This is a genomic window from Zhongshania sp., assembly GCF_041584495.1.
Lineage (GTDB): Bacteria > Pseudomonadota > Gammaproteobacteria > Pseudomonadales > Spongiibacteraceae > Spongiibacter.
On record NZ_JBFHDY010000094.1, the window covers coordinates 1 to 14,268 of the forward strand.

Annotated in this window: 7 protein-coding genes and 1 pseudogene; 2 read left to right on the top strand and 6 right to left on the bottom strand. The window is 49.3% G+C overall.

Annotation, left to right across the window (positions count from 1 at the left end; translation table 11 throughout):
* Together ABYP33_RS13800 and ABYP33_RS13805 are read left to right on the top strand one after the other, a co-directional pair.
* On the top strand, window positions 1-5,290 hold a 5,290-nt coding region (locus ABYP33_RS13800), incomplete at its 5' end, for an Ig-like domain-containing protein (protein WP_373091675.1).
* Between the two features lie 280 nt (window positions 5,291-5,570).
* A pseudogene (locus ABYP33_RS13805) lies at window positions 5,571-5,726 on the top strand (transposase); the annotation flags it as partial.
* Between the two features lie 228 nt (window positions 5,727-5,954).
* Here ABYP33_RS13805 and hsdR read toward each other — a convergent pair.
* From hsdR to ABYP33_RS13835, 6 genes are all read right to left on the bottom strand, one after another.
* Entirely contained in the window at window positions 5,955-8,393 is a 2,439-nt protein-coding gene (gene hsdR, locus ABYP33_RS13810; protein ID WP_373091677.1) for an EcoAI/FtnUII family type I restriction enzme subunit R, read from the bottom strand.
* 299 nt (window positions 8,394-8,692) lie between these two features.
* Complete coding sequence (locus tag ABYP33_RS13815) at window positions 8,693-10,147, bottom strand: ATP-binding protein (protein WP_373091679.1); 1,455 nt, start codon at window positions 10,145-10,147, stop codon at window positions 8,693-8,695.
* A 1-nt stretch (window position 10,148) separates the two neighbouring features.
* Window positions 10,149-10,361 carry a hypothetical protein gene (locus ABYP33_RS13820; RefSeq protein WP_373091681.1) on the bottom strand — a complete coding sequence of 71 codons (213 nt, stop codon included), beginning with the start codon at window positions 10,359-10,361 and terminating at the stop codon, window positions 10,149-10,151.
* A 23-nt stretch (window positions 10,362-10,384) separates the two neighbouring features.
* Window positions 10,385-12,946, bottom strand: a complete 2,562-nt coding sequence (locus ABYP33_RS13825) for an N-6 DNA methylase (RefSeq protein ID WP_373091683.1) — start codon at window positions 12,944-12,946, stop codon at window positions 10,385-10,387.
* A 133-nt stretch (window positions 12,947-13,079) separates the two neighbouring features.
* A complete protein-coding gene (locus ABYP33_RS13830; protein ID WP_373091684.1) occupies window positions 13,080-13,841 on the bottom strand; it encodes a hypothetical protein in 762 nt (253 codons plus the stop codon).
* Window positions 13,842-13,862: 21 nt separating this feature from the next.
* A complete protein-coding gene (locus ABYP33_RS13835) occupies window positions 13,863-14,039 on the bottom strand; it encodes a hypothetical protein (protein WP_320837151.1) in 177 nt (58 codons plus the stop codon).
* Window positions 14,040-14,268: the final 229 nt, after the last annotated feature.

The window sequence follows — 14,268 nt, forward strand, 5'->3', positions numbered from 1 at the left end:
CATTGCGGTAGATGGCGCCGACTTGGCGGCAGACACCAGCTTCGATGCTACAGTAACGGGTACTGACGCAGCGGGTAACCCGTTTACTGCCACGACGACTTCAACCCACACGGTTGATACGGCAGCGAGCGCAACAATCACCGTTAATGACATCACGCCTGATGACATAGTTGATGCGACAGAGGCGGGTACCACGATCGCCGTAACGGGTAATGTTGGTGGTGATGCTGCGGTCGGCGACGATGTGACGTTTACGATCAATGGCACGGATTACAGCGGAAAAGTACTGGCAGGCAATACGTTTAGTATAGGTGTTGCTGGCGCGGACCTAGCGGCGGACACGAGCTTTGACGCGACGGTTGCGGGCAGTGATGACGCAGGTAATGCCTTCACGGCGACGACGACGTCGACTCACATGGTTCCACCTAGTATTGACCTTGATGGTGATGAGGCCGGTACGGCTTACGTTACTAATTATGTAGAAGGTGGCAGCGGGGTCTCGATTGCAGACAGTGATATCACTATTACGGACGTGGATAGCAGTAATCTGCAGTCAGCGACGATTACCTTAACAAATGCCGATTCGGGCGATTTATTAAACGTAGGCACGCTGCCGTCGGGTATTACCGCTTCGGCTTACAACTCCGCAACGGGTGAGTTGACGTTAACCGGTAATGCAAGTCTTGCTGATTATCAAACCGCGATAAAAGCGATTCAGTTTGAGAATTCTGGTAATGGCTCTGATACCGCGAGGGTCATTGAGGTTGTGGTTAGCGATGGCGTTAGCAGTAGCAACGTTGCTGTAACGACTATTGATGTAACGACGATTCCGACTGTCTCGATTAACGATGTACTGGTTCAGGAACCGGCCACGGGCACAACAACGTTAACCTTTACTGTGTCTATCGATGAGGCCTTGGCTTCAGATTTGACCTTTGATTTTAGTACAGTCGATATCAGTGCAACTGGCGGCGCAGATTACCAGTCTATTGGTGTAACCCAGGCTACGATCGCAGCAGGTGATACCACGGCAACTATTTCCGTAACGGTTAATAGCGACGCAAATCAGTTTGAAGGAGACGAAACTTTATCGGTTGATATAAGCAACTTTAATCAGGCGGTCAATTTCGAAACCTCTGCGCATACAACAGTAAATGGTATTCAAGGCATTGGTACAATTGGCGCGAATAACGGCGCGCCAGTTGCTGAAGACGATGCCTACCTGACGGCCGAAAACACAGGTCTGCTGATTGATAATCTGTTGGCCAATGACACCTTGGTTGATGGTGCAGAAATCACGAGCTTTAGTCAGGGCGGTAGCGGTGGTGTTGTTGATAATGGCGACGGCACATTTACCTATACTCCAAACGCGGGCTTCATTGGCACCGATACCTTTACTTACACATTGACCGATGCCGACGGTGAAACAGATACCGCAACAGTCACGGTTAACGTGAGTTCGGCCGCGAATAACCCGCCGATAGTGAGTGGCGTGCCAGATATTAGCTATACTGAAAATGGCGATGCCGCCAAGCTGTTATCGGGTATTTCAATTACCGATGCTGACAACAATAATCTCTCGTCGGTGGTAGTGAAGGTAGACGGCTATTTGCCGAGTCAGGATGTACTTACGTTCTTGACTGCCGGTACTGGTGTTGTCGCGACTACCACTGTGGTGGGTGGCGTGTGGCAGCTGACGCTCAGTGGCGGTGACGATATTAGCGATTACCTGACCGTGCTTAGTACGCTTGAATATCAAAATAGTTCAGATAATCCAAGTTCATCGCCGCGCACCGTAACTGTTGAGGCTTACGATGAAGATTTCAATAATCTTTATGGTTCTGATAGCGGCAACATTGCGGTAACGCCTGTTAATGACGGGCCCGATGTATTTGACGATGCAGTTTTCTTTGTTGACGGCTCAGAAGATAATGAACTGAATATTCAGGCGCCAACAGATCCAGATACCGACGACAGTTTGCTCGTAATCACTGTGACTGGCTTGCCGGGTGCATTAGGTACGGTCGCCCTAGCCGATGGCACACCAGTAGTTCTAGGCGACACGCTAACCGCGGCACAATTATCCAGTTTGCAGTTTGATGCGGGTCCTGTTGATGGCCAAGCGACATTTACTTATGAGGTGTTTGACGGCGAGCTCACGACATCCGCAGTAACGACCATTCAGGTTGGCTCTACTGCAGCAGACAGCGGCACGGTGAGTGAAAGCGCATTAAGTGGCGGTACTGGTGATGGTACAACGATTGTTACTGGCAATCTGTTGGACAATGATGCAATAGCCACTAACGCTAGCAATATCGACAGTATAAATGGTCAGTCGCCTGCAGGCGGCATCATTACTGTGGCTACTGCGATAGGGACGCTCACGGTCTACGCTGATAACAGTACACCGGGCTTCAGCGCTGGTGATTACAGCTACGAGCTGGACCGGGCAGATGGCAGCGGCAACGATGTTGATGAAGTGTTTAATTACACCTTCACCGAAAGCGGTACGGCCTTTTCTAACAGCCTAACAGTTGCGGTCATTGACGACGTCCCCGTGGCGAATCCGATCGCTGAATCGGTGCCCGAATCGAATGAGCAAGTTTTTAATTTGGTCATGACCTTGGATACCTCAGGCAGTATGGGCTGGTCATTAACGAATAATAGTGCGCCACCAGCTGGCGAGCCTACACGTCTCGATGTGGCTAAACAGGCGGTCGGCTCGCTGACATCGGAATTTTTTGAGCAGTCGTCACAGGTATCGGTCACCTTGGTGTCATTCTCGACAACAGCCAGCGTGGTAGGAACCTACGATAATTTCGAAGACTTCCAAAGTGCCCTAAATGCCCTGACAGCGGTTGGCGGCACAAATTATGTTAGTGCGCTGGATGAAATTGAAGCAGACCTAGCTGCAGATTTGGCCACGCAAGACCCTGCAGATAGCATACAGAATATTTCTTACTTTGTGTCTGACGGTGTATCGAGCACCTCGCCTATTGGCGGTGGATTTAACGACTTTGTTAACGACAATGGCATTAATTCATTTGCCATTGGCATTGGACCTGGCTTGGCAAATGGTAGTGCAGACCTCGATTTTATTCACAATATCGATTCATTGCAGCAGGGCGGTGGTCATGCTGACGGCGCTATAATTGTTGCAGATATTATGCAGCTAGAGGCAGAGCTACTTAACACGGTACCTACAGCCTTTGGCGGTAACATCACGGCCAACGGCAGTGTTAGAAATGTTGAATTTGGTGCCGACGGCGGTTACGTCGAAAGCATTAATATGGATATCGACGGTACCAACTACACCTTCAGTTATGACGGCACTGCTGTCACGGTTTCGCCTAGTTTGACCGGCGCTGAGTTCGAAGGAACTCTACTGACCATTGGCAACGATGTAGCTGGTTTTGATCTGGGGGTATTTACCTTTGATTTCTCCGACGGCTCATACACTTTAAGCTCGCCCAACGGCAACGCTGGTGAGCAGCTGGTCTTTGACTACACCGTTGTTGATGGCGATGGTGATACGGCAACGTCTACGGCAACGATTGATGTACTAGATAATGCCCCTACGGCAAACGATGACTTGCATTCAATTGCTGCTGGAGAAGTTGCCGAAGGCAACGTCATTAATGCGCTTGGCACCGATGGCGGTCCAGCCCTTGGTAATAGCTTTACACCATTTGCTGCGCAGGGTGGTGGTATCGATACCGTTGTCGACGACGCAACCATTACTGAAGTGAGCTTCCGTGGTCAACGCTTTAATCTTGATTTTGATAGCGGCAGTATCCCTGCTGGTGGCTCGTCGGGAACATTAAACTGGAGCTTCAGCGTAACTACCGATAATTTTGGCAACGAAATTGCGCAGGTGGTTGTGGTCGACAGTAATGACGATTCGGAGCTGGTGTTTAACGAATCTGGCTATTACAAATTTACCTCAGACACCTTTGCGCAACAGGAATTTTCGGTGAATACCACGTCGCAAAGTAATGTCAATAATGCTGATTTTGATATAAGCATTGTATCCGGTGGCACCCAGCTGCAGTTTAGTGGTGATGGTGTTGGTGTACAGGGGGGTAATGGCCAGCTATTGAGTCAGGGTGAGGAAATCGCCTTAGCATTTGATGCTGCCAAACTGCCGAATGGAGTGCGCAATCTCGTGCTGACATTAGATGATTTCCAGCGGCAGTATGGTGATCAAGTCACTGTAAAAGTAACGCATGATAGTAATGGCGATGGAATTCCTACAGTCAGCACCGTGACACTTTCAGCAGCAAATAATAAGAACCAAGAAACACTGGATTTATCCCAGTTCTCTTCTGTTACCGCTATTGATGTGGCCTACACCGGAACCGGTTACGACACCGGCTTGTATAATGTTTCTTACCAGCCCCAAAGTAGTGTGAGTGCCGGCGAGCCGGAGCTTATCGGATACACGCTGACTGATTCAGATGGTCAGTCGGATACGGCCCAGCTCAACATCCACACTATCGAAAACGAAATTACCGGTACCGCTGGTAACGATAGTATTGTCGGCGGTGCGACTAATGATGCAATTAGCGGTGGCGATGGGAACGACGTTCTAGACGGTGGCGCAGGTTCTGATGTTATCAGCGGTGGCGCTGGCGACGACACCTTGCTTGGCGGTGACGGCCGCGACAGCCTCGCTGGCGGCGCAGGCAGTGACACGCTGCTCGGCGGCGCTGGTGGCGACCACCTTGATGGCGGCTTAGGTGATGACATTATTGATGGTGGCGCTGGTGACGACGTGGCTCAAGGTGGCGCAGGCGGCGACAAAATATATGGTGGTGCTGGCGCGGATACCCTGCGCGGCGATGCGGGCGACGATAGTCTCTTTGGTGGCTCGGGCGATGACAGTTTGCTGGGCGGAAAAGGTGAGGATGTTCTCTCCGGCGGCCAAGGTGATGACAGCCTGATGGGCGGCGATGGCCGCGATATCTTTGTCTGGGCTAATGCCGACAAGGGTACAAGTGCTGCGCCAGCGGAAGATGTGGTTCTCGATTTTGAGGCCGGCGCGGGCGGCGATGTATTGCACTTAGCCGATTTACTGCAGGGTGAAGAGAGTGGTGAGCTTAGCGACTACCTCAGCTTCCAAAGTGACGGGGCTGGTGGCACCATTGTTAATATCGATATTAGCGGTGATACCGGGTCATCGCAGCAGCACATCACCTTGAAAGGCGTTGATCTTACTGCTGGCGGTTCCTTGACGGATCAAGACATTATTAATGACTTGCTTTCAAACGGGAATTTGATAGTGGATTAAGCTTTGTTATATAACCCTGCGGCCAAGGAGGGCTGCGGAGTATTTTGACAGTGATATTCGCTTGATTAACCGTTAACAGCACAAGATTTTTTTATTCTTCGCTAATCAATCGATAGCGGTTGTTTTAGCGTTTCGCGAGCGATCGACGGTAAGTTAGTAGCTAGTCTAGTCGCGTTTGGGTGCAACACAAGCTGTGTTCGCGCAGGTGTTCAGCTCAGATTTAAATACCAGTATTTTCAAAAACTCATTTTAGGTTTGTTGGCAATTATTTCGCTGAGCCTTGTGGCGATTTAGAAAAAGTAAGGGTATTACTGAAGGCTTTAACAGCAAGATGGAAATGATCTCACAGCGAGCATATGGTTTTAGGAACTATGAGAATAATCGATTGCGAGTGCTGGTCCACTGCGGGTGGGACGGGATTATAAACAGGGTTTAATGAGTGCCTTTAACTAGATAAACGTGGACTAATGGCAGGTATTATACCGCTGAGACGCAGCAATATAAGGGGATTCTTAGGCTATTTGGGATTAAGGGGGAGTGGTAAATGGTGCCCAGAGACAGCTTGTAACCTTTAGGTTAACGCATTGATATTTAATGTTTTTACTGGGTTGTAAAAATCCATGTACCCCTAAAAAGCACCCCTTTTGGTGGGGCTAATGCGGATTTAATCCGCATTTTGTTGGTACAGATGCCGCTGAAATCCGAAGAAAGTGTCTTTAATTACTCGGGGTGACCCTAGTTCGCTTGCGGCATCGCTGATCGTATTGTATCGGATTTTGACCAGACCGCTCATATTCTTGCTCGAAAGCTGCTGCACGCCGTCTTCAATATACTTGTCGAGTACGAAGTTGATGAAGGCTTGCTGTTTGTAGTCGGCAAAGGCGTGGTTAATTGCAGGCTTAGCTAATTTCACCCTGTCGGCGCGGGTTTGGGTTTCGGCGGCATAGGCCACGTAAGCCAATACGTCGTAAACATCGCTGTCTTTGGCGTCGATTAGTTCTTTCATGCTTTCGAGCTTTTCTTCGTCGTAACCGGCTTCGGCTAAGTCACCGAGCAGCTTCTCGCGGGTTGTTGGGTCGCTCCAAATTGCGCGCAGTTGGTCTTCGTCTTGAAAGAAGCGCGGTAGGTCGTCGAACATGCGCTCAACGAACTCGCGAGCGGTAATTGGCTTACCCTCGCTGCTCCAGTACATCACCGAGGAGATGTGTTTGATCTGGCGGGCTTTGCCGTCAGACAGGGTGATTTCAATCTTATTCTCGCACTGACAGGGTCGTTCTCCGCAGTCAGGGTAAGGCGCTGGTTCTGGCTTTTCGCATATGCAGGGCTTTTGCGAGCAAATTGAACAGGTTTTCGCGCCGACTTTCTCGCAGCTACAGGGTGACTCGCCGCACTTAGCGCAGACTTCCCCTTCTATCGGTTCGCCATCCCATTCTGGGTCAGCGAAGTTGTAGTGGGCTTTTACAAAGTCGAAAACGGTGAAGTAATCTTTGCCCTCGTAGGTGCGGGTGCCGCGTCCGATGATCTGCTTGAACTCGATCATATTGTTGCAGGGTCGCATCAGCACAATATTGCGCACATTGCGGGCGTCTACGCCGGTAGACAGCTTGCGTGATGTGGTGAGAATCGTCGGAATGGTTTTCTCGTTGTCCTGAAAAATCTTCAGGTCGTTCTCGCCAGCCGCGCCGTCATTGGCGGTTACCCGCACGCTGTAGTTGGGGTTCGTCGTCCAACCCTTCTGCACGGCATATTGATTTATAAAGTCCCGCACCATACCGGCGTGAACTTGGGTGGCGCAGAAGACGATGGTCTTCTCCTTGCTGCCGATCCTATCCATCCAATAGTGAACCCGGCGCTTTTCACGTTCGGGAATGGTGATGGTGCGGTTGAAATCACCTTCTTTGTAAACCTTGCCCGCCTCAGGCTCACCTCTAATCACCACGCCGTCGCCGGGGGTATAAACATACTCGTCCATGGTGCCGACAATAGGCAGCACTTTAAACGGGGTGAGAAAGCCGTCGTTAATGCCTTCTTTCAAGGTATAGCTATACACCGGCTCACCGAAGTAAGCGTAGGTGTCGGCGTTGTCGGTGCGCTTGGGCGTAGCGGTTAAGCCGAGCTGTACCGCCGGTGCAAAGTAAGTGAGAATTTCCCGCCAGCTACTTTCGTCGTTAGCGCCGCCCCGGTGACATTCATCGACAATAATGAGGTCGAAGAAGTCGGCTGGGTAATCGCCAAAATAGGGTGTAGGCTTGCCGCTATCGTCTTCGCCGCCGCTCATAAAGGTTTGGAATATGGTGAAGAACACGCTGGCATTTTTGGGCACTGCGCCTTTCTTTTTTATCTCGCTAGGGTTGATGCGGACAATGGCGTCTTCACCAAACGGGCCAAAGTCGTTAAAGGCTTGGTTGGCCAATACATTGCGGTCGGCTAAAAACAGAATACGCGGTCGGCGGCTGGCCGTGTCCGGCGTCTTTTGGGCGCTAACTGTCCAGCGGCTATTAAATAACTTCCAGGCGGTTTGAAAGGCAATACAGGTTTTGCCGGTGCCGGTGGCTAGGGTCAGTAAGATGCGCTGCTGGCCTTGGGCGATGGCATCTAAGGTGTTGTTGATGGCATTTTCTTGATAGTAGCGGGGTGACCAATCGCCTTTGCGCTCAAAGGGTATTTGCGCAAAGCGCTGGCGCCATATTGCGGCAAAGTCTGGTTCGGCTTGGTCAAAGCTCAACGCCCACAGGGCTTCTGGGCTTAAGTAATCACTCACCAAGCTCTCGTGGCCGGTGAGCATATCCATCATGTAAATGTCGTGGCCGTTGCTGGCGTAGGCAATGCGGCATTGCAGGCGTTGGGCGTAGTCTTTGGCTTGGCGAACGCCCTCGCTGTAACTCAGGCTTTCTTTTTTGGCTTCAATGACCGCGAGCTTGCGGCCGCGATAGACCAATACATAGTCACTAGAAACACTACTGCCGCGCTTGCCGCCGCTCATAATGCGACCGGGGGCGATGACTTCGCGGCGAATAAAACTGTCGTCCACCACACCCCAGCCTATAGCGGCTAGTTTCGGATCGATCAGTTCGGCGCGGGTATCGGCTTCATTTCTGCTCATAAAACGTCCAGTGTCATCTCTTCGTGGCTCCATCGCGGCGCGTCGGAATCAAGAGCGAGTCAAGAAATCGATTTTCGGTAACGCTTTGATATATATGGTTTTCTAATGTTTTATCTATCTAAGCGGCCCTTCTAGCGTATTTCGATCAAGAAAAAATTATAGCGCTGCCTGTTTTTTGATCAGCGAGTCAAGAGCCGATCAAGAAACAAAAATTAATATAACTTATTGTTTATTAACGTAAAAATATTTATAAAGCTGCTGTTGCAGCCCGTTTCTGGCCAATATGAAAGAAATTAACATTAGGCCCACCACGGAATATAGCCTACACGCGGTTTGTCTGGCTCTGCGGGCTTAATCAGCTCGGCCTCTTGTGCGCCATTAATAACGCGTGTGGCTTGTGCTGCGTTGCTAGTTTTATCAATGCCCAGTCGATCGCAGAGGCTAGCGTTTTTCATTCTTTCACCGCTTAGCCATTTAAGTACAGCATGCTGATAGCAGGCACGAATGCGTTCTTCTACCGACATTTCGGCAAAGCTACGTGGCCCGTACAATATAACCTGCATTGAGCTCGCTTCAGCTTGGAATTTTGGCGGCGGAAGTTGAAAAATCTCGATGTTGGCAATGACTTTATCTAGGCCACTACCCTGTTCTTCGCATAGCCTCATCCTGCGCATTAGGGAGCCCAGCATAGAGTTTCGAGAGCGTGGTGGTAGGTCGATCATCCGATCTGTCTGAACCAATGGCTCGCCGGGATTAGTGATTTCTAGCCGATCATCAAATAGCTCTATTTGTGGGCCTGCACCGGCAATCGTCATATCTTGATGAATGAGTGCGTTAGCTACCAATTCGCGTATAGCGATTTCAGGGAACAGCGGAGTTTCTTCGCGGAACGCGGCACCAATGTGCTCATTTTTTGGCAGTAAGCTATTAATGAAGCCGACAAGCCCTTCAAAACCGATGGCGTAGCCTTTCTTTCCATCTTGTCGATGAGTAACGACGCTTGCTTTGTTGCGGCCACGATAAGCGGTAAAGCGCACTGCTTTGCGGGAAAGGCTTGGGTCGAAGCGCTCTAAATCAGAGGCAAATAATATAGCCCCAAGGTTGCTTATATTCCAGCGTCCGCCAACGTCTTTAACAATGAGTTGATCACCTTCAAGGCGTTCGATAATTCCCGCCTTATTGTCCGGCAGTTTTTGTTGCGTGAGTTTAAAGTAGCTTGGATAATCCAGAAGGTCTAGAACGTCATCGGCAGACACATAGCTTTTGGCCACACCCTTCTCCCAAACATAAGGGCGAAGGTTATTAATTAATACCTGAAAGCGCTCGGGGTAGTCGGCAAGCTTGGGTGTTGTGGGCCCAATGCGGATATAGGCTACGCCATTAAATTCGACTGGCGCCAATAATGCTGCTGGAATTTCAAGCATCACTACCCGTCCATCTGGGTGCGCTACTTCTTTGAAATTAAACGCGATGCTCGGTTTAAGCTGCTGCGCCAGCCATAGCTGAAGTTCCTGATTCCCTTGCTTAGCTTTATTCGGATTAACATCAGTGCCAACCACAAGATGAGTTTCGTCAGAAACTCCCCAGATGATGTAGGCTAAATCTCTATTTTCAATTCTTGCCGTGTTTGACCGCGCTGAACAGAGTTTGCCAATCATTTCGGGCGAAAAATTATTCACTTTAAATTCAACGCACGATTGTTCGGCCATTTTTCCGCGCAATTCATCAATTAAGGCAATATCACGGTCAGTCATGTTAGTAACCATTCAGTCTCTCTGTTTTACCAAAACTTCTACGGATTAGTGCGTAAGTTTCAGGGCGAACTATCCGGAACTTCCGGATAGTTGCTGCCGAGTCTAGCTCGGCCATCTGCTTCTGGCTCAACCACAGTGCTTCCTGCTGGCTATCCAGCCGAACCTCAATTTCATGGCCGTCTTGCTGATAAATCAGTATTTCATTATGCATCATTACATTCCTTTGTAATGCTCATGCTAGGCCGCCTGTCCGTCGGTGGAGGCTTTGGCAGTGTTAGCGCTTAGTTGGCCGGTGAAGGCTTTGTGGAGTAGGGATTTTTTGAGTTCGTCGAGAGCATGCAGCTTAGATGAATAATTGCTTTCAAGCTGCCTGGCAAGGTCTTGAATATGTTTGAGTTCAACAGCGACTTCTTTCTGTTTTTCGATCGGCATCAGTGGCACTTTGATATTTCGTAGCACATTGAGAGAAACCGTCTTCTGCGCTGTACCTGTGGCGCCAGAGTCTGCTTGTTTAAACACAATCGGGGACATTAGTAAGAAATACAGCCAATCTGTATCTATGTTGTCTAGGGGCCGAATTAAGCCAATGTGTCGCTGGAAGCAAAATTGTTTGTTACCTGATACTGGAACAGGTATGCCGTACGACCCTGTTACCGTATATAGTATGTCGCCGTCGATAGGCTTGCGATTGTCCTTTAGCGAATCAAAATAGCTTTTCGAGACTTTAAATGTATTTGAGAAATCGACTTCGTTAGTTTTCTTGTTGATATTGGAAATAGTGATAAAAGGTATGCCCGTTTCTGCTTTTGGCGGGGGCGCATGATCGCCATCAGAAATTGATTTGGTGATTTCTGAAAGCCTTACAATTTGAGCGGGGGCGCCGCTCTGGCTAAATGCTTTCTGCAAATAACTCTCAAACAACTCGCGGGCATTTTTCAGGTTTTTTTCAGCATTGGTGCGAGCCTTTTCGATGTCGGCAAAGGCGCTGTCGAGTAGGGCGACTATGCGTTTTTGTTCTGGGGGTGGTGGGAGCGTGATTGGTAGGCTTTCTATCTGTGACTTATTAATAGATGCAAATACAGCACCTTCCGTGCCGCTTATTTGGTCTTCAATATGGCTGAAGTAATAGAACAAAAAATTACGATCGAGCTTTTCGTTTGGTCGTATAGCAGCAAGACCTCGGCCGATACAAATGTTTTGCGTTGCAAAATTGACAGGGCCGACAGGTGCTCGTACGGACATCAAAATGTCGCCAAGCTCGGCAGTCTTAGTTACTTGAGTTGTCCACTTGGTCGGCGGGTTGAGGTGAGTTTTTCCGAAATCCTTTTTCCCTTGGTAGAACGGTAGGCCTTCACCGTTATTGTTGTAGTTCTTGCCGAGGGGGGATTGCCCGGCAATTATGTCGGCCGGTTCCCGCAGCGTCGTCTCTTCTTTAATATTGGGGTTTTTAACCGATAAATCAGCTTCTGTGCCTTGGATAATATCGGTAAACGATACCGTCCACGATTTTTCCGAGTCTGCGAAGGTCTTTTGCAACTCTACAAACTCTGCCATATCGGCGTCATTGAGCGGGTTGGTTTTACCTAATGAGCGGCCGGGTTCGAGTTGGTAGTACCAGATTTTTTGTGTCGGTTCGCCCTTGGTGAAAAACAGCACCACGGTTTTTACGCCTGCACCCAAAAAGGTTTTAGCGGGGCAGTCGAGTATGGTGTGTAGGTTACAGTTTTCTAGCAACTCGCGGCGCAGGGCGACGGCGGCGTTGTCGGTGTTTGATAAAAAGGTGTTCTTTATAACAATGGCGGCGCGGCCGCCGGGCTTGAGCATTTTAATAAAGTGCTGCAAAAACAGAAAAGCGGTTTCGCCGGTTTTAATGGGGAAGTTCTGCTGTACTTCCTTACGTTCTTTGCCGCCAAAAGGTGGATTGGCAAGGATGATGTCGTGCTGGTTACTGGGTTGAATGTCTTGTAGGTTCTCGCCGAGGGTGTTGGTGTGAACGACGTTGGGTGCCTCGATGCCATGCAGAATCATATTCATAATGGCGATGACGTAGGCCAGTGACTTCTTTTCCTTGGCGTAAAAGGTCTTCTCTTGCAGGGTCTTTAGCGCACTGGTCGAAAGTTCTTTTTGCTCGCGACCGCCTTTACGCAGGTAGTCGTAGGCCTCGCATAAAAAGCCTGCCGATCCCGCTGCACCGTCGTAAATGGTCTCGCCAATTTGCGGTTGAATCACGTCGATCATGGCGCGGATCAGTGGTCGTGGTGTGTAGTACTCACCGCCGTTACGCCCAGCATTGCCCATGTTCTTGATCTTGGTTTCGTAAAGGTGGCTGAGCTCGTGTTTCTCCTGCTGAGAACGGAAGCGCAGTTCGTCGACTTTCTCTAGCGCATCGCGCAGGGAATAGCCGCTTTGAATCTTGTTTTTAATCTCGCCAAAAATCTCACCAATCTTGTATTCAATGGTGTCGGGGCCGGTGGCGCGCTGTTTAAAGCCCTTGAGGTAGGGGAATAACTCGCCGTCGACATAGTCCATTAAATCGTCGCCGGTAAGGGCGGTATTGTGGTCGAAGCTGCCGTTGGCATCTTTCGGCGCGGCCCACGCGCTCCAGCGGTGAGCTTCATCAATAATGTAGGGGTAATCCTCGCCCATCATCTCGGCTTCCATGGCGCGTTCCTGCTCGAAATCGTCGAGGTATTTCAGAAACAGCATCCACGAGGTTTGCTCGGTGTAATCCAGCTCGCTAGAACAGCCCGCGTCTTTGTGAAGGATGTCGTCGATGTTCTTGAAGGTTTGTTCAAACATTGGCTTGGGGCTTTCCTTGGCGGAAGAGGTTTATTCTCTGGGTTTGTGCTTGGCTTTGATTCTGCCCGAATTACGTTGCTGTGTCTTGAATATGCTTGGCCATTCTGGCGAGAATGGCGGGATGCCTTTCCCGTTAAGCCGGTTTTTTATAGTTTTTTGGGCGTTGCGCTGCAGGTGAATTTTGCTTGGTTACATTGGCATATAGGTGGTCGTTAAATAAGTGAAGGCTAATGATTTTTGATCTGGGAAAGGCCATGTAATATGCCGCAAGTGATTCTGCGCGAGCAAGTGAGTCGCTGTTGTTGTCGGCTTCCTCTAGTAGGTCAATAACTGGATTATAAACTGCGGAAATTTCAATGTTCATTTTTTCTGTTGTTCGGAATCCGCTTAGCAGCGGAAGTATCGTAAGGTAGCTATTGCCCTGTGATCCGGGCTCTAAGCCATCTGCTACTAGGCCAACATAGACCTTACGATTTTCTAAAGAAATGAGTATGGGTTGATACGTGTCCATGCTCTTCCACAATACGGCGTCGAAATCGTCTTTAAGCATTGCTTGCCGGAATATATCGATTCGTTTTTCTTCACTGAGGGCGTAGTTAAATACCAGTGTAAAAAGGTAAGCGAGTAAGGGAGCGCTAAGCGCGGTATAAATTGGCACTAAATCAGGTGTGACTACAATTAGTGGTTCAACACCAATCATGGATGGTATTGCGAATAAAAGTACTTTCAGCAAAATTGCAGCTATGAGGCATGGAGCGCCATAAGTGACTGAGCGTAAGTAAAGCCTTTGCCCGTCTTCGCGAGGAATTTTATATTTTAGTGTTAGGAGTTGGTCGCACAGTATAAAACCAGCAGATGCTCCCATTACTAGGAGAAGAGCTGTGACATCGAGCATCCTGCTCGCCTCAAGTTGTGGTTAAAGGCTTGCTGCTTTTACGCCGTAAGCGGCTTTGATTTGTTTGGCTAATTTTTTGGTGGCGTCAGTGAATTCTTTAGACTGGAGTGCTTTTTCAAGCTCAAGATGGCCCACGCCTTTACCTCTAATAGAGTAGGCTGCTTGGAATGTATTCTGTTGGTTCGCTGTTTTTTTCATGTTTGAAACCGTCTCTTGCAGTGCCCTGCATGTACCAACCTTACTAAAGATTTTGCAAGTAAGCCATAGGTGCTTGTGTCAGAAAATAAGGCTCTTCATCATTAACGGGGGACACCGGCATTCATTAAACTGAATTTGCGAAGAAACAGTTTGATGGAGAATACCGATGTCCCACGCAGGAAGAATTATAGGCATACCTGGCCTTGAGATTGAACGGGTAGTTCGCAGG

Bases quoted from the DNA above. Each gene is read 5' to 3' on its own strand.
- ABYP33_RS13820 (WP_373091681.1), bottom strand. From the start codon at position 10,361: ATGATGCATAATGAAATACTGATTTATCAGCAAGACGGCCATGAAATT.
- ABYP33_RS13815 (WP_373091679.1), bottom strand. From the start codon at position 10,147: ATGACTGACCGTGATATTGCCTTAATTGATGAATTGCGCGGAAAAATG.
- ABYP33_RS13830 (WP_373091684.1), bottom strand. From the start codon at position 13,841: ATGCTCGATGTCACAGCTCTTCTCCTAGTAATGGGAGCATCTGCTGGT.
- hsdR (WP_373091677.1), bottom strand. From the start codon at position 8,393: ATGAGCAGAAATGAAGCCGATACCCGCGCCGAACTGATCGATCCGAAA.
- ABYP33_RS13835 (WP_320837151.1), bottom strand. From the start codon at position 14,039: ATGAAAAAAACAGCGAACCAACAGAATACATTCCAAGCAGCCTACTCT.
- ABYP33_RS13825 (WP_373091683.1), bottom strand. From the start codon at position 12,946: ATGTTTGAACAAACCTTCAAGAACATCGACGACATCCTTCACAAAGAC.